This is a genomic window from Amycolatopsis melonis, assembly GCF_040064235.1.
Taxonomy (GTDB): domain Bacteria; phylum Actinomycetota; class Actinomycetes; order Mycobacteriales; family Pseudonocardiaceae; genus Amycolatopsis; species Amycolatopsis melonis.
Window position 1 is genome coordinate 1 of the sequence record NZ_JBDZYD010000012.1, and the last position, 20651, is coordinate 20651.

Annotated in this window: 23 protein-coding genes; 14 read left to right on the forward strand and 9 right to left on the reverse strand. The window is 73.3% G+C overall.

The window, feature by feature from the left end; genetic code table 11:
- The first annotated feature begins 717 nt into the window (after nt 1-717).
- From srmL to ABJI51_RS29720, 6 genes are all read left to right on the forward strand, one after another.
- A complete protein-coding gene (srmL, locus tag ABJI51_RS29695) occupies nt 718-1851 on the forward strand; it encodes a PheS-related mystery ligase SrmL (protein ID WP_348954345.1) in 1134 nt (377 codons plus the stop codon).
- Between the two features lie 227 nt (nt 1852-2078).
- On the forward strand, nt 2079-2789 hold the full coding sequence (locus ABJI51_RS29700) for an MBL fold metallo-hydrolase (RefSeq protein WP_348954346.1): 711 nt from the start codon (nt 2079-2081) through the stop codon (nt 2787-2789).
- A 125-nt stretch (nt 2790-2914) separates the two neighbouring features.
- Nucleotides 2915-3727, forward strand: coding sequence for an ABC transporter permease (locus tag ABJI51_RS29705; RefSeq protein ID WP_348954347.1), 813 nt, complete (start codon nt 2915-2917; stop codon nt 3725-3727).
- A complete protein-coding gene (locus ABJI51_RS29710; RefSeq protein ID WP_348954348.1) occupies nt 3712-4416 on the forward strand; it encodes an ABC transporter ATP-binding protein in 705 nt (234 codons plus the stop codon). The genes ABJI51_RS29705 and ABJI51_RS29710 overlap by 16 nt, the downstream gene beginning before the upstream one ends.
- Nucleotides 4403-5410 (forward strand): ABC transporter substrate-binding protein, encoded by a 1008-nt coding sequence (locus ABJI51_RS29715; RefSeq protein ID WP_348954349.1) that lies wholly within the window; start codon nt 4403-4405, stop codon nt 5408-5410. Before ABJI51_RS29710 ends, ABJI51_RS29715 begins: the two co-directional genes overlap by 14 nt.
- Nucleotides 5407-6558, forward strand: a complete 1152-nt coding sequence (locus ABJI51_RS29720; RefSeq protein ID WP_348954350.1) for an LLM class flavin-dependent oxidoreductase — start codon at nt 5407-5409, stop codon at nt 6556-6558. The genes ABJI51_RS29715 and ABJI51_RS29720 overlap by 4 nt, the downstream gene beginning before the upstream one ends.
- Before the next feature lie 55 nt (nt 6559-6613).
- Here the strand turns inward: ABJI51_RS29720 and ABJI51_RS29725 are convergent, their stop codons facing one another.
- The 5 genes from ABJI51_RS29725 to ABJI51_RS29745 all read right to left on the reverse strand — a co-directional run bounded on the left by ABJI51_RS29725 (nt 6614) and on the right by ABJI51_RS29745 (nt 11691).
- Nucleotides 6614-7363 carry a DJ-1/PfpI family protein gene (locus ABJI51_RS29725; protein WP_348954351.1) on the reverse strand — a complete coding sequence of 250 codons (750 nt, stop codon included), beginning with the start codon at nt 7361-7363 and terminating at the stop codon, nt 6614-6616.
- Nucleotides 7360-8373, reverse strand: coding sequence for a GlxA family transcriptional regulator (locus ABJI51_RS29730; protein WP_348954352.1), 1014 nt, complete (start codon nt 8371-8373; stop codon nt 7360-7362). Before ABJI51_RS29730 ends, ABJI51_RS29725 begins: the two co-directional genes overlap by 4 nt.
- Before the next feature lie 57 nt (nt 8374-8430).
- Complete coding sequence (locus ABJI51_RS29735) at nt 8431-10161, reverse strand: glycosyl transferase (RefSeq protein WP_348954353.1); 1731 nt, start codon at nt 10159-10161, stop codon at nt 8431-8433.
- 96 nt (nt 10162-10257) lie between these two features.
- Nucleotides 10258-11046: an IclR family transcriptional regulator gene (locus tag ABJI51_RS29740; protein WP_348954354.1), complete on the reverse strand. Its 789-nt coding sequence runs from the start codon at nt 11044-11046 to the stop codon at nt 10258-10260.
- Nucleotides 11047-11100: 54 nt separating this feature from the next.
- Nucleotides 11101-11691 (reverse strand): TetR/AcrR family transcriptional regulator, encoded by a 591-nt coding sequence (locus ABJI51_RS29745; RefSeq protein ID WP_348954355.1) that lies wholly within the window; start codon nt 11689-11691, stop codon nt 11101-11103.
- Nucleotides 11692-11778: 87 nt separating this feature from the next.
- Between ABJI51_RS29745 and ABJI51_RS29750 the strand changes: the two genes are divergently transcribed.
- The 5 genes from ABJI51_RS29750 (at nt 11779) to ABJI51_RS29770 (ending at nt 16963) form a co-directional block, all read left to right on the forward strand.
- Nucleotides 11779-12696, forward strand: a complete 918-nt coding sequence (locus tag ABJI51_RS29750) for an oxygenase MpaB family protein (protein ID WP_348954356.1) — start codon at nt 11779-11781, stop codon at nt 12694-12696.
- Nucleotides 12697-12705: 9 nt separating this feature from the next.
- The gene (locus ABJI51_RS29755) at nt 12706-13731 is read left to right on the forward strand and encodes an LLM class F420-dependent oxidoreductase (protein ID WP_348954357.1); all 1026 of its coding nucleotides are present in this window, start codon (nt 12706-12708) and stop codon (nt 13729-13731) included.
- Nucleotides 13732-13843: 112 nt separating this feature from the next.
- Complete coding sequence (locus ABJI51_RS29760; protein ID WP_348954358.1) at nt 13844-15148, forward strand: MFS transporter; 1305 nt, start codon at nt 13844-13846, stop codon at nt 15146-15148.
- Nucleotides 15145-16551: a pyridoxal phosphate-dependent decarboxylase family protein gene (locus ABJI51_RS29765; RefSeq protein WP_348954359.1), complete on the forward strand. Its 1407-nt coding sequence runs from the start codon at nt 15145-15147 to the stop codon at nt 16549-16551. Before ABJI51_RS29760 ends, ABJI51_RS29765 begins: the two co-directional genes overlap by 4 nt.
- Nucleotides 16552-16666: 115 nt before the next feature.
- Nucleotides 16667-16963, forward strand: coding sequence for a hypothetical protein (locus ABJI51_RS29770; RefSeq protein ID WP_348954360.1), 297 nt, complete (start codon nt 16667-16669; stop codon nt 16961-16963).
- A gap of 111 nt (nt 16964-17074) precedes the next feature.
- Here ABJI51_RS29770 and ABJI51_RS29775 read toward each other — a convergent pair whose 3' ends face one another.
- Genes ABJI51_RS29775 through mrf form a run of 4 tightly spaced genes read right to left on the reverse strand, consistent with a single transcriptional unit; the run spans nt 17075 to nt 19801 of the window.
- The gene (locus tag ABJI51_RS29775) at nt 17075-18133 is read right to left on the reverse strand and encodes a GTP-binding protein (protein WP_348954361.1); all 1059 of its coding nucleotides are present in this window, start codon (nt 18131-18133) and stop codon (nt 17075-17077) included.
- Nucleotides 18130-18288: a 50S ribosomal protein L32 gene (gene rpmF / locus ABJI51_RS29780; protein WP_348954362.1), complete on the reverse strand. Its 159-nt coding sequence runs from the start codon at nt 18286-18288 to the stop codon at nt 18130-18132. Before rpmF ends, ABJI51_RS29775 begins: the two co-directional genes overlap by 4 nt.
- Complete coding sequence (locus ABJI51_RS29785; protein ID WP_348954363.1) at nt 18288-18542, reverse strand: type B 50S ribosomal protein L31; 255 nt, start codon at nt 18540-18542, stop codon at nt 18288-18290. Before ABJI51_RS29785 ends, rpmF begins: the two co-directional genes overlap by 1 nt.
- The gene (mrf, locus tag ABJI51_RS29790) at nt 18539-19801 is read right to left on the reverse strand and encodes a ribosome hibernation factor-recruiting GTPase MRF (protein WP_348954364.1); all 1263 of its coding nucleotides are present in this window, start codon (nt 19799-19801) and stop codon (nt 18539-18541) included. The genes ABJI51_RS29785 and mrf overlap by 4 nt, the downstream gene beginning before the upstream one ends.
- A 106-nt stretch (nt 19802-19907) precedes the next feature.
- Here mrf and rpmG point away from each other — a divergent pair, with 106 nt between their 5' ends.
- From rpmG to rpsR, 3 genes are read left to right on the forward strand one after another with little or no spacing between them, the layout of a single operon-like run.
- Entirely contained in the window at nt 19908-20075 is a 168-nt protein-coding gene (rpmG, locus tag ABJI51_RS29795; protein ID WP_348954365.1) for a 50S ribosomal protein L33, read from the forward strand.
- Nucleotides 20075-20380 carry a 30S ribosomal protein S14 gene (gene rpsN / locus ABJI51_RS29800; RefSeq protein WP_348954366.1) on the forward strand — a complete coding sequence of 102 codons (306 nt, stop codon included), beginning with the start codon at nt 20075-20077 and terminating at the stop codon, nt 20378-20380. The genes rpmG and rpsN overlap by 1 nt, the downstream gene beginning before the upstream one ends.
- Nucleotides 20377-20631 (forward strand): 30S ribosomal protein S18, encoded by a 255-nt coding sequence (gene rpsR, locus ABJI51_RS29805; protein WP_348954367.1) that lies wholly within the window; start codon nt 20377-20379, stop codon nt 20629-20631. The genes rpsN and rpsR overlap by 4 nt, the downstream gene beginning before the upstream one ends.
- Nucleotides 20632-20651 lie beyond the last annotated feature (20 nt).

Here is a 20651-nt window from a genome sequence, read left to right on the forward strand (position 1 = left end):
GGATGGGACCGGCGGGCGGCTGGAAGCGGCGGGCCGGGGGGGGATCGGACGGGGGGTGACGGGACTGGCGGGCGGCCGGAAGCGGCGGGGCGGGGGGATGGGACTGGCGGGGTGACGGAACCGGCGGCGCAGGGGGCGGACGGGGTGATGGGACCAGCGGGGCGGCCGGAACCGGTGGCGTGGGTAATCGAGGTGGGGGCGGGACCGGGAGGGCGGCCGAATCCGGCGGCGCGGCACGCGGGACATCTGGACCCTGCGTGAGCTGGCCGATGGGGACGTGAGGGGTGATGGGACCGGCGGCGCGGCCGAATCCGGCGGCGCGGGAAACGAGGTAGTGGAGTGACGGGACCGGCGGAGGTGGCCGGAACCGGTGGCGCGGGAGATCGGACGGGGGTGATGGGCTCGGCAGGGCGGCTGGAACCGGCGGGGCGGGGATCGGGTGGGCGGTGACGGAACCGGCAGCGCGGCCGGAACCGGCGGCGCAAGAAATCACATGACCCGAGCGATATCCTGGGTTCGTGGCCGTCGTCGCGGAGTACCGCCGATTTACCGGCCCCCTGGCCCTTCTCGGGTGCCAGTGGGGTTCCGGTGCCACGTCCGCGGTCGGCGCTGCCTGAGCAGCGGTGCCGGCTGTTCCGCAGCGGCCGCCGTCCTCGCCGGGTGCCCGGGCCAGGGGGAGAACTCTCTCACCAGCCCGTTCACCCAGGAGGTTCCGTCATGCCCGCCACCCTCACCCCGGCCCAGCTCGCCCGTGACCTCGCCGTCCGGGATCTCACCGATCCCGGTGCGGGGCCGCATGCCCTCCAGCTCGTCGTCGACCGGGCCGTCGCCGCCTTGGCCGCCCGGTGGGGCTGCGAGGTGCGGTGGTGCCGCGGCGACCGGGTCGTCACCGTTGCCGACAACTACGACCACCTCGGCTACGACCCCGCCGACGTCACCCGCGACGCCCGCTACACCCGGTACGTCGACGACGGCCACGTCCTGCGCAGCCACTCCACCGCCCTGGTCCCCGCCGCGCTGCGGGAACTGGCCGCGCGCCCGGCCCGCGATGTCCTGCTCGTCTGCCCGGGCGTCGTTTACCGGCGCGACAGCATCGACCGGCTGCACAGCGGCACACCACACCAGCTCGACCTCTGGCGCGTCACCCGCGGCACCCTGACGCGCGCCGACCTCGAGGACATGGTCGCCACCCTCCTGCAGGGACGGCGATGGCGGCTGGAACCGCGGCGGCATCCGTACACAGTGGACGGTGCGCAGGTCGACGTCGAGCACGACGGCGCGTGGGTGGAAGTCGCCGAGTGCGGACTGGCCCATCCCGCCGTGCTCGCGCGGGCCGGGCTGGACGCGTCCTGGTCTGGGCTCGCCCTCGGCATGGGGCTCGACCGGATGCTGATGCTGCTCAAGGGCATCCCCGACATCCGCCTGCTGCGCGAACCCGACCCGGCGGTCGCCGTCCAGCTCACCGATCTCGTGCCCTACCGGCCGGTGTCCGCGCTGCCGCCGGTGCGCCGTGACCTGTCGATCGCCGTCGCCGCGGACGACCGGGCGGAGGACCTCGGCGACCGGGTCCGCGACGCCCTCGGCGACGACGCCGGTGTCGTGGAATCGGTCGAGATCAGGCAGGAGACGCTGTGCGCGCGGCTGCCGCAGCGGGCCCGCGACCGGCTGGGTGCCCGCCCGGACCAGAAGAACCTCCTGGTCCGGCTCGTGCTCCGGCCCCTGGACCGGACGCTGTCCGACCACGAGGCCAACGTCCTGCGCGACCGCGTCTACGCGGCGCTCCACCAGGGAACCACCCACCAGTGGGCCGCCCCGCACGGGCCCGGTGCCGCCGAGACCGCCGCGGGGTAACCGGAGCGCCCGCCGGCAGGCCACCCCGCACGGGCCGCCCCGCACGAGACCGCCGCGGGGTAACCGGAGCGCCCGCCGGCAGGCCGCCCCGCACGGGCCACCCCGCACGAGACCACCGCCGGTGACCCGAGCGCCCGCCGGCAGGCCGCCCCGCACGGGCCACCCCGCACGAGACCGCCGCGGGTGACCCGAGCGCCCGCCGGGAGGCCACCTCCTAGAGTGGGGCCATGACTGATCGGCTCTACTTCCGGCAGCTGCTCGCCGGGCGGGACTTCGCCGTCGGGGACCCGGTCGCCACGCAGATGGTGAACTTCGCCTACCTCATCGGCGACCGGGAAACCGGGGACGCGGTGATCGTCGACCCGGCCTATGCCGTGCGGGATCTGCTGGACGTTCTCGCGGCGGACGGGATGCGGCTGACCGGGGTGCTGGCCACCCACCACCATCCCGACCACGTCGGCGGCGAGATGCTCGGCTTCTCGCTGCCCGGCATCGCCGAGCTGCTCGCGATCGAGCAGGTGCCGGTCCACGTCAACGGCGCCGAAACCGAATGGGTGCGGCGGGTCACCGGTGTCTCGGGCACCGACCTGCGTGCGCACGACCACGACGACGTCCTGGAGGTCGGGGCGATCCCGATCCGGCTGCTGCACACACCCGGGCACACGCCGGGCAGCCAGTGCTTCCTCGTCGAGGACAAGCTCGTCTCGGGGGACACGCTGTTCCTCGAAGGCTGCGGCCGCACCGACTTTCCCGGCGGCGACGTCGAGGAGATCTACCGCAGCCTGCAGGCGCTCGCCGGCCTGCCGGGTGACCCGGTCGTCTATCCCGGGCACCAGTACTCGGCCGAGCCGTCGGCCGCGCTGTCGGCGGTGAAGCGGACCAACTTCGTCTACCGGCCGCGGTCGCTCGACGAATGGAAGCTCATGTTCGGCGGCTGAGCCAAGCCGTTCCACGGGCTGAAACACGCCGTGTTCACGGAGTGGGCACGGATTGACTTCGCCTCCCGGGGACCGGAGGGTCGGGCCACGCATTTCCCGAACGTCCCCGTCCCCGGGAGAAATCCGTGTCGATTTCCACCACGGGCGTGCTTCCGCGCGCCCGCTCCGCCGACCGGCCGCGCAAGGCCGTGCGGCGCCCCGATCTCAAACGCTGGATCAGCCCGGTGGTGCTCGTCGCCGCCTGGCAGATCGCCAGTGCCACCGGCGTCCTGCCGCCGGACAAGCTCAGTTCACCGTGGACGGTCGTGCAGGCCGGCGTCGAAGTCGCGCGCAGCGGCGAACTCGGCAACGCCTTCGCCGTGTCGCTCGGCCGCGTCGGTGCCGGGTTCGCGCTCGGCGCCGCCGCCGGTGTCCTGCTCGGCATCGTCTCCGGGCTCTCCCGCTGGGGCGAGGCGCTGGTCGACCCGCCCGTCCAGATGCTGCGCACGCTGCCGTTCCTCGGCCTGATCCCGCTGTTCATCCTGTGGTTCGGCATCGGCGAAGAGACGAAGATCGTGCTGGTCGCCCTCGGTGTGGCCTTCCCGCTCTACCTCAACGTCCACTCGGGAATCCGCGGCGCCGACCCGGACCTGGCCGAAGCCTCGCGTGCCCTCGGGTTCAGCAGGGCCGAACGGCTCTGGCACGTCGTCCTGCCCGGCGCGCTGCCGCAGGCCCTCGTCGGGCTGCGGCAGTCGCTCGGCCTCGCCTGGCTCGCGCTCATCGTCGGCGAGACGGTGAACGCCGACGCCGGCGTCGGCTACCTCATCAACAACGCGCGGGAGTTCCTGCGCACCGACGTCGTGGTCGTCGGCCTCGTCCTCTACGCCGTGCTCGGCCTGGTCACCGACGCCCTGGTGCGGCTGCTCGAACGGAAGGTGCTGCGGTGGCGGACCCGGTAGCCGAGGTCCGTGACCTCACCAAGCGGTTCGGCGAGCGGACCGTCCTCAAGGGACTGAACCTGACCGTGGCACGCGGCGAGTTCGTCGCCCTGCTGGGCCGCAGCGGGTCCGGCAAGTCGACGCTGCTGCGGGTCCTGGCCGGCCTCGACGGCGCCGTCGAAGGGCACGCGGACGTGACCGGGACCGTCTCGGTCGCCTTCCAGCAGCCGCGGCTGCTGCCGTGGCGGAAGGTGTGGCACAACGTCGTCCTCGGCCTGCACCAGGACGGCGTCGCGAAGTCGCGCAACCGGGCGCTGGCGGCCAAGGCGCTCGCCGAGGTCCAGCTCGCCGAGCGCGCCGACGCCTGGCCGCTCACGCTGTCCGGTGGCGAGGCCCAGCGCGTCTCGCTGGCCCGCGCCCTGGTCCGTGAACCCGATCTGCTGCTGCTCGACGAGCCGTTCGGCGCCCTCGACGCGCTGACCCGGCTCGCGATGCACCGGCTGGTGGCCGACCTCTGGCGGCGCCACCGGCCGGGCGTGCTGCTCGTGACCCACGACGTCGACGAGGCCCTGCGCCTGGCCGACCGGGTCCTGGTACTCGACGGCGGCCGGATCGTGGCCGCCCACCGGCCGCGCGAAGCGGCCGTCCTCGACGACGTCCGCCGCCGCGTGCTGGCCGACCTGGGAGTGACCGAAGATGTTGTGGCGTAAGACAATGGTGGCGGTCGCGGCCGCGCTGGTGGTGACCGCGTGCGGGACGGCGACCGGCGGTGAGGCCCCGGTGCCAGGACCGGTGAGCGCGGCGGACCTGGCGAAGGTGACGCTCAAGGTCGGCGACCAGAAGGGCGGCGTCAAGTCGCTGCTCACCGCGGCGAACCTCCTGCAGGGAGCGCCGTACAAGATCGAGTGGGCGACGTTCACCTCCGGGCCGCCGCTGCTGGAAGCCGCCTCCGCCGGGGCGATCGACACGGGCCGGGTCGGCAACACGCCGCCGATCTTCGCGGCCGCGGCGCAGGCGAAGATCAAGGTGATCAGCGTGTCACGCAGCAACGTCGAGCGCGAAGCCCTCCTCGTGCCGCCGGACTCGCCGCTGCAGGACGTCGCCTCGCTGAAGGGAAAGACGATCGGCGTCGCGAAGGGCAGCTCCGCGCACGGGCAGCTGCTGAACACCCTGCACCGCAACGGGTTGTCGACCAAGGACGTCAAGCTGAGCTTCCTGCAGCCGTCGGAGGCCTACGCCGCGTTCACCCAGCACACGATCGACGCCTGGGCGATCTGGGACCCCTACACCGCGCAGGCCCAGCTCGAAGCCCACGCCCGGGTGCTGGCCGACGGCCGGGGCGCGTCGAACGGCCTGGGCTTCCTGGCCGCGAGCACCGCGGCACTCGGCGATCCCGGCAAGAACGCGGCCCTGCGCGACTTCGCGGTGCGTGTGGTGAAGGCGCAGAAGTGGGCCGACACGCACCGCGACGCCTGGGCGCAGGCGTGGGCCAAGGAAACCGGCCTGAAGCTCGACGTCGCGCAGAAGGCCGTCGACGCGGGGCGCGATCTGCCGGTCGTGCTCGACGACTCCGTGGTGGCGTCCGAGCAGCAGCTCGCGGACGCCTTCACCGACGAAAAAACACTGCCAGGGAAGGTGGACTTCGCCGCGTATGTCGACCGGCGGTTCGCCGCGGACCTGGACCAGGCGAGGAGCAACGGATGAGCATCAGGCTGCACTGGTTCCTGCCCACCAGCGGCGACGGCCGCACGATCGTGGAACGCTTCCACGCCAACCGGTCCGCGGGCCCGGCGGCGCAGCGCGACCCCGACCTGGACTACCTGGCCCAGGTCGCCCGCGCCGCCGAACGGCAGGGCTTCGAAGCCGTGCTGACCCCGACCGGCACGTGGTGCGAGGACGCCTGGCTCACCACGGCCGCGCTGATCCGCGAGACGTCGCGGCTGAAGTTCCTGGTCGCGTTCCGCCCCGGCGTCATCTCGCCGACGCTCGCCGCCCAGATGGCGGGCACGTTCCAGCGGCTGTCCGGCGGCCGGGTGCTGCTCAACGTCGTCACCGGCGGCGACGCGGTGGAGCAGCGGCGCTTCGGCGACTGGCACGACCACGACGCCCGCTACGCGCGCACCGACGAGTTCCTGACGATCGTGCGCGGGGTCTGGTCGGGCGAGCCGTTCACCTTCGCGGGCGAGCACCTGCGCGTCGAAGGCGCGACGACGCTCGCCGTGCCGGACCCGCTGCCGCCGATCTACTTCGGCGGCTCGTCTCCGGCCGCGCTGCCGGTCGCGGCGCGGCACGCCGACGTCTACCTGACCTGGGGCGAGCCGCCGGCGCAGGTGGCGGAGAAGATCGGCAGGGTCAGGGCACTGGCGGGGGACCGGGACCTCCGGTTCGGCGTCCGGCTGCACACGATCTCGCGTGACACCTCGGCCGAGGCGTGGGCGGAGGCGCAGAAGCTGCTGGACGCGCTCAGCCCCGAGCAGGTCGCCAAGGCGCAGGCGCAGCTGGCCGCGAGCGAGTCGGTGGGCCAGCAGCGGATGGTCGCGCTGCACGGCGGGAAGGCCGCGGGCAGTGCCCGCGGGCTGGAGATCCACCCGCACCTGTGGGCGGGCATCGGCCTGGTCCGCGGCGGCGCGGGCACCGCGCTGGTCGGCAGCCACGCCGAGGTCGCCGACCTGATCGAGGAGTACCACGCGGCCGGGGTGACGGAGTTCGTGCTGTCGGGCTACCCGCACCTGGAGGAGGCGTACTGGTTCGGCGACGGCGTCCGGCCGGAGCTGGCCCGCCGCGGCCTGCTCGCCGGCGTCCCGGCCCTGCCCCGGCCGTCCCACCCGGAACGGAACGTCGCGGCGCTCTGACCGGTGGCCAGTGCGTGAAGGCCACCTCGGGGGAAGCCGAGGTGGCCTTCACGCACTACTGCTGGGACTCGGCGAGCAGCCGCAGCGCCAGTTCCTTGAGCTGCGGGCTCGCCGTCGCGGCGTTGCCCGAGTCGAACGGCGGATGAGGGTCGTATTCGACGGCGAGCTGGATCGCGCGGGCGACGTCCTCCCCGGCGAGCTTGCCCGCGAGGAACAGCGCCATGTCGATGCCCGCCGAGACCCCCGCCGCGGTGATCACCTTGCCCACCCGGACGTACCGCTCCGGCACGTACCGCACGCCGAACGTGCTCTCCAGATAGGGTGCCGCGGCCCAGTAGGTCGTGGCCCGCTCCCGCAGCAGCCCGGCGGCGCCGAGGATCAGCGCGCCGGTGCACACCGACGTCGTCCAGGTCGTGTGGCGGTCGACGCGGCGGATCCAGTCCAGCAGCACCGGGTTCTGCATTGCCGCGCCCGTGCCGCGGTTGCCCGCGCCGGGCACCAGCAGCACGTCGAGACGGTCCACTTCGGACACCGCGCGGTCGGCGACCACCGCCGTGGCGCCGGTGTCGGTGCGGACCGGGCCGCGGCGTTCGCCGATCATGGTGACCGTCGCGCCCGGCAGCCGGGACAGCACCTCCGCCGGGCCGGTCGGGTCGAGCAGGCTGAACCCGTCGTAGAGCAGGACGCCGATCTTCGGGCCGCGGCGTCCTTCCGCGGCCGCCGCCGTGCCGATGCCGGCAGCGGGAAGTCCCAGTGCGACGGCCGCGGTGAGCACGGTCCGGCGGGTCGTCTGTGTGTCGCTCATGCCCCCGGAGTCTGGCCGGGCGCGCCGGCCGCCGGGCGCGGCATGTCCGTCATCCTGCGAAGTGTGTCCCCGGTGACGCCGTAGTGATCGAGGAACGCCTTGCGCAGCGACTCGGCCGTGCCGAACCCGCACCGCCGCGCGACGGCGGCCAGCGGCAGTTCGCTGCCGCGCACCAGGTACGCGGCGGCTTCGGTGCGCACCGCCCGCACCGCCCGCGCCGGGGTGGTGCCGACGTGGGTGGCGAACAGCCGCGTCAGGTGCCGCGCCGTCAGCCCCGCGCGGGCGGCCAGCGCGGGCGGGCTCAGGTCCGCGTCCAGGTGCCCGGCGATGTACCCGAGCAGGTCCCGCACGACGCCGTTGCCCGGCGACGGCGCGGCGAGGAACATGCTGATCTGGGCCTGGTCGGCGGGCCGGTGCAGGTAGGTGACCAGCTCGCGGGCGACTTCGCGGGCGAGCGTCGGCCCGTGGTCGGCTTCGACGAGCGCGAGGGTCAGGTCGAGCGCGCTGGTGACGCCGGCGGAGGTGTAGACGTCGCCGTCGCGCAGGTACAGCGGCGCGGGATCGACGGTCACGGCGGGAAAGGCGGCCGCGAGCAGCTCGCCGTAACCCCAGTGCGTGGTGACCCGCCGCCCGTCGAGCAGCCCGGCCGCGGCGAGCACGAAGGTGCCGGTGCACACCGACGCGACCCGGCGGCTGCGCGCGGCCAGCCGCCGGATCTGGGTCAGCAGCGGCTCGTCGACGACCGCGGCGCGGGCACCGGCGCCGCCGACGACCATGAGGGTGTCCAGCGGGCCGGTGACGGCGGCGAGCCGCCGCGCCCCGGCCAGCACGATCCCGGCGGAGCTGCGCGCCCCTTCGCCGGACACGGTGGCCAGCTCGACCCGGTACGGCGGCGCGGCACCGTGCGAGTTCGCGATTTCGAACGCCCCGCTCGGGCAGGCGACGTCGAGGATCTGGACCTGGTCGTATGCGGCGATGACGACCCGCCGAGGTGCGCTTTCCTTCCCCACGAACGGAATCTAGCGTGCGCGGCAGACCACCCGGCCGGAGATCCGCTGGTTCGGCGTTCAGGATGCCGGGCCCAGCAGTCCCGGCGGGGCGAACAGCGGGTAGGTGACGAGCACGCCGCCGTCCGTGCGGGTCACCGAGGACGGCCGGAACAGGGCGCGCTGGCCCGTGTAGAACGTCGTTGCCGCGTCTTCCTCGCCCGTCAGCAGCACGCGGCGGCGCGGCTGTCCCGCCGGGTCCTCGCCCGGTACCTCCGGGAACGCCGCGATCCGGACCGGCTGCAGTGCCGCCAGCGCGGCGAGTGTCGCGATGAGCCGCGGGTCCGCGCGGCCCTCGCGCAGGACCGCGGCGGCGTCCGGGGCCGCGGTGATCCGGGCCGACGCGAGCAGGGACGCGCCCGCGCGGGCGCGTGCCGGGGCCTCCGGGGGGACGGCCGGGTCGGCCGGGGGCAGGCCCAGGCGCCAGACCGTGACGCGCCGGCCGCCGGTGCCGAAGACCGCCGTGGCGGAAGCGCCGTCGGGTGCCGGGCCCGCCGGGTCGCCGGTGAACACGGCCCACTCCGCGGACGGGCAGCCGGCCGCGCAAGCGGCGGGGGAGGTCAGCATGCCGGTCGGCCAGCCCGCGTGTGCCAGCTCGGCCCAGGCCGCGTCGTCGACGAGCAGCCGGGCGCCGGAAGCGTTGGCGCGCAGCCATTCCTGCGCGCCGGTGAGCGGCCCGGCCCGGTCGGCCGACGGCTGCAGCACCGGAAAGGCGAAGCCCCACGAGGCCACGGTGATCGCGGCGAGCGCCGCCGCGAACCCGGCGCGGCGCGGGCGCGCCGTGTCCACCCGGTGTGCCGGGGCGCGCTGCCGGACGACGGCCTGGACGATCCCGGCTACCAGCAACGGCGTCACCGGCAGCAGCAGCGCGAGCACGGCGGTGGCGGGGACGCCCGGAACGAGCAGCGTCGCCGCGAGCAGCAGCCCGGAGACCGCGAAGGGCCGCAACGCCGTGACAGCGAGCGCGGCGGGCAAGGCGACGGCCGCCAGCACCGCCCACGCCGGATCGAGGGCGAGCCAGTCGGCGAGGGACGGACGGCCGGGCAGCGCGAGGTGCGGCCGGAGCGCGCCGGCCGCCGGGCCGAACGCGATGCCGAGCCCGAGGTTCAGCAGCACCGCCACCAGCGCCGCCCGGACCGGGGCGCGGCGGACCAGCAGCCAGCCCGCGACCGGCAGGAAGAACAGCGCCAGCGGCGAGGTCAGCACCGCGGCCAGCAGGCAGCCCGAGGCCACGACGTCGTGGCGGATCCGCGCGTCCGGCCGGGTGATCAGCACCAGCGCACCCAGCACCCAGACCGCCGCGAGATGCTCGACGACGACCAGCCGCTGCAGGCCGAGTGCGAGCGGCGACGCCGCGAGCAGCAGCGCCGAGGCCGCCGCCGCCCAGCGCGTCAGGCCCAGCCGGCGGCCGAGGAACCACACCAGCACGACGCCGGCGACGCCCGCGGCGAGCATGGTCTCCCGGACCGCCACCAGGGCCGTGGCGGAGCGGCCGGACGCGTCGGTGACCATCGTCCACGCCGAGAGCTGCAGCCAGCCGAACGGACTGACCCCGGCGCCGCCCGTGCCGGTGAACGACGTGAGGTGGGCGAGCGCGTAGGCGTGGGCGACGTTCGCCGCTTCCGCGGGCCATGCCGGTTCCGGCGCGGCGAGGAAGAGCACCCGCAGGCCGCCGGCCAGTGCCAGCAGCGCGAGGAGGATGTCGAGCGACAGCAACCGGTGTGCGGCCCGGGAAGGGCTGTGCTGCGCCATTGGACGGATCGTAGCGGGTCGGGCAGGCCCGTCCAGCCCGGGACACCGGGACTCAGCCGGACGGCGTAGTGGCCGGGAAACCGTTGTCCCGCAAGATTATTTCTCACTGTCCGGAGTGGATCCGGACAGTGTCCGGGTCAATGCGAGTGCCACCGTGCGGACGGCGGGGGCCACCCGTTCGGTCCGCATCCGGTTGGCCCAGCCGGAAATCGACACCGCCGCCACCGCGACGCCGCGGGTGTCGAGCAGCGGGCTGGCCGCACACACGACCCCGACGCCGGATTCCTCGCGCTCCAGGGCGATCCCGTCCTCGCGGACCCGGGCGAGCTGACGGCGCAACAGCCCGGGAGCCGTGATGGTCCGCGCGCTCATCCGCGGCAATCCGGCGTCGATCACCTGGTTCACCACGGATTCCGGAGAGAACGCCAGGATCGCCTTGCCGACTCCGGTGGCGTGGGCGGGAAACCGGCCGCCGATGCGCGAGGGCAGGGTCGGTGCGTCCGGGCCGCGCAGCACGTCGAGGTACACCACTTCGGTGCCTTCGAGAATGGCGAGGTGGACGGTGTTGCGTGTCGCCTCGCGAAGGTCGGCCAGGTACGGCCGGGCGGCTTCGACGAGCCCCCGCCGCGGCGAGGCCAGCTGCCCGATTTCGAACAGCCGCAACCCGAGCCGGACCGCGCCGCCGCCGTCGCGTTCCAGCAGGCCGGTTCCGGTCAGGTGCCCGACCAGCCGGTGCACGGTCGTCTTCGCCAGCCCGGTCCGGCGGGCCAGCTCGGAGACGCCGAGAGTCTCGTCGCCCGGCCGGAACGCCTCCAGGAGCGCGGCGAGCCGGGCCGCGACGAGCCCGTCGCCGCTCGCGCCGTCGTTCCGCCCAGCGGTACGCATGGGTTGAGTGTGCCCGATCGCCGGGGTGACTGTCAGCAGGCGAACGGAGGTGGGTCAGTGGTCGTCGGCGCCGAGGACGAGCTTGACGCAGTGCGCGACGAGCCGCTCGCGGGAGACCTTGAGCGAGCCGTCGAGGTAGGCGATGAAGACGTTGCTCAGCGCGCCGACCAGCCCGATGGCGGTCATCTGCCGGTCGGTCTCGTCGCCGTGGGTCAGCTGCTCGCCGACGAGCGCGGCGAACACCGGCAGCAGGTGCAGGCCCCGCCGGGTGAGCGCGGGATCGGTCAGCGGCGCGAGCAGCAGGACCCGGCCCTTGCGGGGATCGTCGACGATCAGCTCGACGAACGCGCGGACGGCGTTCTCCGCGCGCAGGAGCGGGCTCGGGGCGTCGCGGACGGCGTCGACGAGTGCCTGCCGGGCCTGCTCGCCGACGTGCTCGTACACCGCCGCGACGAGTTCTTCGCGGTCGGTGAAGCTTTCGTAGAAGTAGCGTTCGGTCAGCTTCGCGTGCCGGCACACCGCGCGGACGCTGGTGCCGGCCGAGCCCTCGGTGCCCAGCAGTTCCAGGCCCGCGGCGACCAGCTGCCCGCGCCGCTGCGCCTTCCGGTCGTCCAGCGTCGTGCCCGCCCAGGTCCGGCCCGGCATCACAGCTCCTTGGTTGACTACAACTGTTGTCAGATCCTAGCCTGACAACAGCCGTAGTCAGTTCCGGACCCGACGAGGAGCGCGCCGATGACACCCGAACCGCTGGGTCCCGACTCGCTGACGTGGAAGTACTTCGGCGACTGGCGCGGCCTGCTCATCGGCCTGTGGGCCGGGTCGATGCAGAACATGCACCCCGGCCTCGGCGCCGGCGTCGAGCAGCACTCGCGGTTCTTCGAAGAGCGCTGGCAGCGGCTGTTCCGCTCGCTCTACCCGATCGGCGGCGTGGTCTACGACGGCCCGCGCGCGCACCGGACGGCACTGGAAGTGCGCGGCTACCACAACCGCATCAAGGGCGTCGACGCGCAGGGCCGCCGCTACCACGCCCTCGACCCGGACACCTACTACTGGGCGCACGCGACGTTCTTCGTCAGCACGATCCTCATCGCCGACCACTTCATGGGCGGGATCGGCGAAGCGGAGAAGCGGCAGCTGTTCGACGAGCACGTCCAGTGGTGGCGGATGTACGACATGACCATGCGGCCGGTGCCGGAGAGCTGGGAGGACTTCCAGCGCTACTGGAAGCACATGTGCACCGAGGTCCTGGAGGACAACAAGGCCACCCGCGACGTCCTCGACATCGGCGGGCTCGGCAGGCCGCCGTTCCTGCCCTGGCTGCCGGACGCGCTGTGGCGCCCGGTCCAGCGGGTGATCGCGCGCAACTTCGTCTGGCTGACCATCGGCCTCTACGACCGCGAGGTCCGCGACCTGCTCGGCTTCCGCTGGACCGAGCGTGACGCGCGGCGGCACCGGCGGTTCGGCAAGCTGGTCAACGCCGTGTTCAAGCTCGTCCCGCACGACCGCCGCTACCACCCGCGGGCCCGCGCCGGCTGGCGCCGCGCGCGGGGCGAGGTGGCTCCGGACGCCCCCGTGGTCGAGACTCCACGCAGGAACCTGCCCCCGCTTTCGGAGCGGGGCAAACCCGAGCACTACGCGCCGAACGTCTAGGAGGCCTTCGTGAAGCTGGGATTCCACATCGGGTACTGGGGCAGCGGCCCGACCCCGGGCGCGCTGGAAGCCGTCCGCAAGGCCGAGGAGCTCGGCTTCGACTCGGTGTGGACGGCGGAGGCGTACGGCTCGGACGCCTTCACCCCGCTGGCCTGGTACGGCTCGTCGACCAGCCGGATCCGGCTCGGCACGAACATCGTCCAGATGGCCGCGCGGACCCCGACGGCGACGGCGATGAGCGCGCTGACCCTCGACCACCTCTCCGGCGGCCGGTTCGTGCTCGGCCTCGGCGCGTCCGGCCCGCAGGTCGTCGAGGGCTGGTACGGCCAGCCGTACCCGAAGCCACTGGCCCGGACGCGGGAGTACGTCGACATCGTCCGGCAGGTGATCGCCCGCGAGGCGCCGGTGACCCTCGACGGCGACCACTTCCAGCTGCCGTTCAAGGGCGGCACCGGGCTCGGCAAGCCGCTCAAGCCCACCGTGCACCCGCTGCGCAAGGAGATCCCGATCTTCCTGGCCGCGGAGGGCCCGAAGAACGTCGCACTGGCCGCGGAGATCGGCGACGGCTGGCTGCCGCTGTTCTTCTCGCCCAAGAGCAACGGCTTCTACAAGGCCGCGCTCGAAGAGGGCTTCGCCCGCCCCGGCGCCAGGCACACCCTGGAGACCTTCGAGGTGCCGTGCTCGCTGCCGGTGATCGTGCACGACGACGTCGAGGAGGCGGCGAGCTGGATCAAGCCGTCGCTCGCGCTGTACATCGGCGGGATGGGCGCCAAGAGCGTCAACTTCCACCACGACGTCTTCGCCCGGCTCGGCTACGAGGACGTCGCCGACAAGGTGCAGGAGCTGTTCCTGGCCGGCCGCAAGGAGGAGGCCACGGCCGCGATCCCGACGTCGCTGGTGGAGGACACCTCGCTGATCGGACCGCCGGAGAAGATCCGCGACGAGCTGCAGGCCTGGGAGGAGACCGTGGTCACCCAGCTGCTGCTGCGCGGTGACGCCGCGTCGCTGGAGAAGATCGCCCGCGCGCTCGGCTGACGGGCCGCTCCGTGGCCGCCGTCACCTCGATGGCACGATTCCCCTCGACACCACCGGGTGCGGGACGGGCACTGCCGTCCCGCACCCGGTCCGCACTGGCGAGGAGGCCCTGTTGGCGACGCTGTCCGGCCGGACGAGGTTCCGCTATTCGCTCGGCTCGTTCGTCACCGGGTCCTTCGGCACGGTGCCCGGCCTCGTCCTGGTGAAGTACCTGACCGACACGATGGCGGTGCCCGCGGGCTGGGCCGCGGCGATCGTGTTCGTGCCCAAGGCCTGGGACGTGCTGTTCAACCCGGTCGCCGGACGGCTGTCCGACGCCGACCTGATCCGGACCGGCAGCAGGCGGCGGTTCCTGCTGGTCGGCGGCATCGGCGTGGCGATCCTGTTCGCGGCGATGTTCGCCCACCCCGGCTTCGGGAGCCCGCTGCCGGACGCGCTGTACGTGGCGGTCACGTTCGCCGCGTGCGCCACGGCGTACGCGCTGTTCCAGGTGCCGTTCAACGCGCTGCCCGCCGAGCTGACCGAGTCGGCGACCGAGCGCACGAAGCTCACCAGCGTCCGCATCGGCGTGCTGGCCGTGACGATCCTGGTCTGCGGTGGCGGGGCACCCGCGATCACGGCGGGGATCGAGGGGGTCGCGGGCTACCGGATCATGGCCGTGGTGATCGGGCTGATCGTGCTGGCCGCGACGCTGCTGGTGTACTTCGGCCTCAAGGACGCCCCGGTCGGCTCGCTGCGGCCGAACACCGTGAGCCTCAAGGAACTGGTGCGCACCCTGGCCGCCTGGCGGCCGTTCCGCTGGCTGCTCGGGACCTACTTCATCCAGGCACTCGGCATCGGCACGGTGCTCGCCGCGATCCCGTTCTTCGCCCAGCGCATCCTCGGCGACGAGCGCCTCGGCACGATCCTGTTCGTCATCTTCGTCGGCCCGGCGCTGGTCACCATGCCGCTGTGGCCGCGCCTGGGCGACCGGGTGGGCAAGCTCAACGGCTTCCGCATGGCCACCACGGCGTTCGCGGTGGGGCTGCTCGGCCTGGTCTTCGCCCGCGAGCTGCCGCTGGCGGCGTCGTTCGTCTTCGTGGCGCTGTGCGGCGTCGGCTACGCCGGGATTTCGGTGTTCCCGCTGGCGATCCTGCCCGACCTGATCACCGCCGAGGAGGAACGCACCGGCGAGACCAGGGCCGGGATCGCCGCGGGCGTGTGGACCGCGGGGGAGACGCTCGGCCTGGCCTTCGGCGGCGGCCTGTGGGCGCTCATCCTCGCCTTCGGCGGGTACGTGTCGAGCACGGACGCGACGGCCGACCAGCCGCACAGCGCGATCCTGGCGATCCTCTTCGGGGCCTCGGTCGTCCCCGGTGTCCTCATCGGACTGGCCCTGCCCCTGCTGCGGCGCCAGGTACTGGAGCCGCGTCCGTGAAGCCGCCCGAGGACGTCCTCGCGGAACTGCGCGCGCTGCGCGCGGGCGACCTGCCGACGCACGGCGGACGCACGCTGGCGTACGTGTACGACAGCGGTCTGTCCGAAGTGGACTCCCTCGGCGCGGCGGCGCACGCGCTGGCCTCGTCGGCGAACGGCCTCGACCCGACGGCCTTCCCCAGCCTGCTGCGGATGGAGAACGACCTCGTCCGGGCGGCGGCCCGGCTGCTCGGCGACGTCCCGGGTGTGGTCGGGTCGGTGACCTCGGGCGGCACCGAGTCGTGCCTGCTGGCGGTGCTTGCCGCGCGTGAGGACCGGCCGTCGCCGTCGATCGTGCTGCCCACGACCGCGCACGCGGCGTTCCACAAGGCGGCGCACCTGTTCGGGCTGCGCCGGATCGACGTCCCGGTCGACCCGGTGACCTTCCGCGCGGACCCGGCGGCGATGGCCGCAGCCATCGACGACTCGACGGTCCTGGTGGTGGCGAGCGCGCCGTCGTACGCGCACGGCGTGCTCGACCCGATCACGGAGATCGCGGCCGCGGCGGCCGCCCGCGGTGTCCGGATGCACGTCGACGCGTGCATCGGCGGCTGGGTGCTGCCGTACTTCGCGCGCCTCGGCGCCGACATCCCGCCGTTCGGCTTCCGCGTCCCGGGCGTGACGAGCATTTCGGTGGACCTGCACAAGTACGCGTACTGCCCGAAGGGCACGTCGGTGCTGCTGCACGCTTCCGCCGAGCTGCGGCGTTCCCACTACTTCGCGAGCGCGTCGTGGCCGGGCTACACGATGCTGAACACGACGATCCAGAGCACCCGCTCGGGCGGCCCGCTCGCGGCGGCGTGGGCGGTGGTCGAGCACCTCGGCGAGGACGGCTACCTGCAGCTGGCTTCGGTGACGCGGGAGGCGGTGGCCCGGATCCGTGAGGGCATCGGGGAGATCGAGGGGCTGCGCGTGCTCGGCGACCCGGTGTCGACCCTGCTGGCGTTCACCGGCGACGACGGCTTCGACCTGTTCACGGTGGCCGACGAGATGAAGGCCCGCGGCTGGTACGTCCAGCCGCAGTTCGCCTCCGGCGCGTCCCCGGTGAACCTGCACCTGACGGTGACGGCGGCCAACCACGGCAGCGAGCCGGAGTTCCTGGCGGACCTGGCGGCGTCGGTGGCCGCCGCGCGTGCCGCGGGCCCGGTGACGGTGGATCCGGCGGTGGCGGAGTTCGTGGCGGCCCTCGATCCGGCCACGCTGACCCCGGAGCAGTTCGCGGGCCTCCTCGCGGCGGCGGGCCTGGGTTCCGGCGCGGGCCTGCCGGACCGGATGGCCCCGGTCAACGCGCTCCTGGCCACGGCACCACCGCCGTTGCGGGAACGGCTGCTGCTGGAGTTCCTCGGCGCCCTCTACACGCCGTGACCGGCGTCGTCCCGGCCGGGAGAGCCGCTATCGGGTGAGCGGCGGCGTTCGCGGAGGCGGCGCACGGACTCCGGGAGTACCGTCCGTTTTGGACACACCCCGGAAGGACCAGCCGATGACCATCCCGCACGTCGAGCACGCCGGCCACGACCACATCCACCGCGAGGGCTGCGGCCACACGGCCATCCCGCACGGTGACCACGTGGACTACGTGCACGAAGGACATCTGCACCGGGCCCACGACGGGCACTTCGACGAGTGCGAAATCAGCGGGCACGTCCCGCACAGCGGCCACGACCACAGCCACGGCGATGGCTGCGGCCACGTGGCGGTCCCCCACGGCGACCACGTCGACTACCTCCACGACGGCCACCGCCACGCGGCCCACGAGGACCACTACGACGATCACTGACCGGGCGACCGGGGAAGCCCGGCCGGGTGGTCTGCCGGGCGGGCTGGGCATCTGCTGAAGGGCACCTTGCTTGCGTCACATGCGAGGAAGGTGCCCTTCAGCACGCGCCGCTCAGTGGACGTGGACCGGGTCCCACTCCGGGAACGGGTCCGGCCCGCTCGCGACGTCGCCGAGGCACTCGCGCAGTGCCGTCAGCAATGCCTCCCCGGCGAGGCCGACGCCGATGAACACCAGCTCCTGCCTCGGCTCTTCCGCCACGCCCTGGGGCTCGAACCGCGCCACCGTGCCCGCCTGGGACCACAGGCCGGTCACGCCGGGGCGGGATGCCAGCGTGAAGAATCCCTTGGAGCGCAGCACCGTCCCGAACTCGCCCGAATCGAGCCGCCGGGCGACGAAGTCCCACAACAGCGCCGGGTCGAACGCCTCGGCAGCGCGGAAGACCACGCTGGAGATGCCGTACTCCTCGGTCTCGGGCACGTGGTCGCCGTTCAGCTCGGCGACCCAGCCCGGGGCCTCCTGTGCCTTGACCGGGTCGAACCGGCCGGTGCCGAAGACCCGCTCCAGCGGGACCTGCCCGAAGCTGCCGGTGACCACGTCCGCCGCCGGGTTGAGGCGGCGGAGGATCGCCACCAGCTCGTCGACGTCCCGCGGCTCGATCAGGTCCGTCTTGTTCAGCAGCAGGACGTCGGCGAACTCGACCTGGTCCATCAGCAGGTCGCTGACCGTCCGCTCGTCGCCCTCGTACTGGTCGATCCGGCGCTCCACCAGCGAGTCGCCGCCGGCCAGCTCGCGGCGGAAGTTCGCCGCGTCCACCACCGTCACCATCGTGTCGAGGTGGGCCACCTGCTCCAGGAACGTGAACGTCGCCGCCACCGGCATCGGCTCGGAGATCCCGCTCGACTCGATCAGGACGTGGTCGAAGCGGTCGTCCGCGCACAGCGCCGCCACCTCCTCCAGGAGGTCCTCCCGCAGGGTGCAGCAGATGCACCCGTTGGTCAGCTCGACCAGCCGCTCCTGCGACCGGACGAGCGCGGCGTCGATGTTGACCTCGCTCATGTCGTTGACGATCACCGCGACCCGCAGCCCCGCCCGGTTGGCGAGGATGCGGTTCAGCAGTGTCGTCTTGCCCGCGCCGAGGAACCCCGACAGCACCGTGACCGGGACGGTCACTTCGCCAGCCGCTGGAAGTGCTTGATCAGCCGGCGGGGGACGAGCTTCGTCTCGCCGTCGACCTTGATCGGGACCAGGTCGGGCACCGCGGCCTTCCACTGCGACCGCCGGGACCGGGTGTTGCTGCGCGACATCTTCCGCTTGGGGACGGCCATCAGCGGGTGCCTCGCTTCCCGTAGCGGCGGTGGAACTTCTCGACCTGGCCGGCGCTGTCCATGATCCGCTGGGTGCCGGTCCAGAACGGGTGCGACCACGAGCTGATGTCGACCAGGACCAGCGGGTAGGTGTGGCCGTCGGACCACTCGATGGTCCGGTCGGAGGTGATGGTCGAGCGGGTCAGGAACGCGTCGCCGGTCGACGAGTCCTTGAACACCACCGGGTGGTAGTCGGGGTGGATCCCGGATTTCACTGTTCGTCCTTTCGGTTGGCCGCGGTCGCGTCGTGCCGCGCCGGGTCGGTTTCGGTGTCCTCGCACGGTTCCTCGTGCCAGTTCCCGAACGGGTCGGGGTAGCGCAGCCAGGCTTCCGCGCCTTCGGCCAGCTCTTCGTCGGTGAGCAGGGCGCCGCGCAGGGCGGCCTCGACCTCCTCGGGGGTCGCCTGGTCGGTGACGACGACCAGTTCCTGCGCGCGGTCGCCGTGCACCGGGTCCCAGCGCAGCGACGCCAGCGTGCGGCGCTCGGGGGAGACGTCCGTCCACGCCGGACCGTCCGGCGAGGCGAGCCACGGCCCGGCGTGGCCGATGCCGAGGCCGCCGCCCGCCGACTCGATCCAGAACGCGACGTCGGGCTGGCTGGCCACCCACGCGCGCCCGCGGGTGCGGACGACGCCGTCGAGCAGGACGTCGAGCGCGTCGTGCAGCCGCTCCGGGTGGAACGGCCGCTGCGCGGTGAAGGTGAGCAGCCCGATGCCGCAGTCGGTGTGCAGCGGCGGCTCGCCGCGCAGCAGCGCGCCGTGCATGTCGGTGACCTCGCCGCGCCGCGCGTTCGCCGGGACCGCGTCGAGCACGCTGTGCCCGTCGACGCGGGCCAGCTCGACCCGCGGGATCGACGGGGCGACGCGGTCGAGGATCGCGGACGCCTTCGCGGCGTTCCACGCGTCGGGGGCCGCGCCCGCGAGCACGAGGACGTCGGCGAACTCGGCCTGGGCCAGCGCGACCTGGGCGACCGTGCGCTCGTCCTCCGGGCTGCCCTGCAGGTTCCGCTCGGCCAGCACGTCGTCGCCGGTCACGTCGGCGAGCCAGGTGGCGCAGTCGACGACGGTGAGGACAGCCCGCAGGTCGACGTCGTCGCCGACGGGGTGGTCGCCGACCAGAACGTTCCGGATCGCCCAGCTCACCGGCTCGGGCTCCATGGCCTCGTCGAGCCGGACGACGATCCGGGTCACGCCGGGCTCCCGCGCCAGCCGGCGCAGTAGCGGCAGCAGGTCCTCCCGCAGGGTGCAGGACACGCAGCCGTGCGCCAGCTCCAGCACGGTCAGCTCGTCGCGCTCGCCGAGCCGCAGGCGGCGCCGGACCACGCCGGAGTGGATCTCGCGCAGGTCGTGGTGCACGACGGCGGTGCCGGGCCCGGCGGCGCGCAGCAGCTCGGCGAGCGCGGCGTTCGGTCCGGCGGCCAGGCCGCTGACGAGGACGAGCGGGACGCGGGGGCGGGGGATCGGCTCGGGGGTCACACAGGCTCCAGGAATCCGGGCGGGGTACTGTGCCCAGCGTAGATGACAATGAAAACCACTACCAACTCGGGCGGGTCCCGCCCGGGGCGAAGGAGGTGAAGCTGCCATGGCGAAGAGCACCGACGTCCGGCCGATCATCAAGCTGCGGTCCACCGCGGGCACCGGCTACACGTACGTGACGCGGAAGAACCGCCGCAACGACCCGGACCGGATGGTCCTGCGCAAGTACGACCCCGTGGCGCGCAAGCACGTCGAGTTCAAGGAAGAGCGCTGATGGCCAAGAAGTCCAAGATCGCGAAGAACGAGCAGCGGAAGGTGATCGCCGCGCGCTACGTCGAACGCCGCCGCGCGCTCAAGGCGACCATCGCCTCGCCCAAGTCGTCGCCGGAGGAGAAGGCCGAGGCGGTCGTCGCGCTGCAGAAGCTGCCGCGCGACGCGAGCCCGACGCGCATCCGCAACCGGGACGTCTCGGACGGCCGTCCGCGCGGCTACCTGCGGAAGTTCGGGCTGTCGCGTGTCAAGATGCGGCAGGCGGCGCACAACGGTGAGCTGCCCGGCGTCTCGAAGTCGAGCTGGTGAGCCCGATGCCGAAGCCGAACCGCGACCGTCCCGGCAAGCGCAAGGTGAACCTGTTGCACGCCAACCGGATCACCGAGGTCGACTGGAAGGACGTCGACCTGCTGCGCAAGTTCATCTCCGACCGCGGCAAGATCCGCGCCCGCCGGGTGACCGGGCTGACCCCGCAGCAGCAGAAGCAGGTCGCCACGGCGATCAAGAACGCGCGGGAGATGGCGCTGCTGCCGTACCCGTCTTCGGGACGCGCGAGCTGACCCGGGTCATGCCACCCGGA

Excerpts from the sequence above, each read along its gene's own strand:
- srmL (WP_348954345.1), top strand. The coding sequence starts at position 718 with ATGCCCGCCACCCTCACCCCGGCCCAGCTCGCCCGTGACCTCGCCGTC.
- rpmG (WP_348954365.1), top strand. The coding sequence starts at position 19,908 with ATGGCGAAGAGCACCGACGTCCGGCCGATCATCAAGCTGCGGTCCACC.
- ABJI51_RS29745 (WP_348954355.1), bottom strand. The coding sequence starts at position 11,691 with ATGCCGGGCCGGACCTGGGCGGGCACGACGCTGGACGACCGGAAGGCG.
- rpsN (WP_348954366.1), top strand. The coding sequence starts at position 20,075 with ATGGCCAAGAAGTCCAAGATCGCGAAGAACGAGCAGCGGAAGGTGATC.
- ABJI51_RS29715 (WP_348954349.1), top strand. The coding sequence starts at position 4,403 with ATGTTGTGGCGTAAGACAATGGTGGCGGTCGCGGCCGCGCTGGTGGTG.
- ABJI51_RS29750 (WP_348954356.1), top strand. The coding sequence starts at position 11,779 with ATGACACCCGAACCGCTGGGTCCCGACTCGCTGACGTGGAAGTACTTC.
- rpmF (WP_348954362.1), bottom strand. The coding sequence starts at position 18,288 with ATGGCCGTCCCCAAGCGGAAGATGTCGCGCAGCAACACCCGGTCCCGG.
- ABJI51_RS29740 (WP_348954354.1), bottom strand. The coding sequence starts at position 11,046 with ATGCGTACCGCTGGGCGGAACGACGGCGCGAGCGGCGACGGGCTCGTC.
- ABJI51_RS29700 (WP_348954346.1), top strand. The coding sequence starts at position 2,079 with ATGACTGATCGGCTCTACTTCCGGCAGCTGCTCGCCGGGCGGGACTTC.
- ABJI51_RS29735 (WP_348954353.1), bottom strand. The coding sequence starts at position 10,161 with ATGGCGCAGCACAGCCCTTCCCGGGCCGCACACCGGTTGCTGTCGCTC.
- ABJI51_RS29720 (WP_348954350.1), top strand. The coding sequence starts at position 5,407 with ATGAGCATCAGGCTGCACTGGTTCCTGCCCACCAGCGGCGACGGCCGC.
- ABJI51_RS29770 (WP_348954360.1), top strand. The coding sequence starts at position 16,667 with ATGACCATCCCGCACGTCGAGCACGCCGGCCACGACCACATCCACCGC.
- ABJI51_RS29725 (WP_348954351.1), bottom strand. The coding sequence starts at position 7,363 with ATGAGCGACACACAGACGACCCGCCGGACCGTGCTCACCGCGGCCGTC.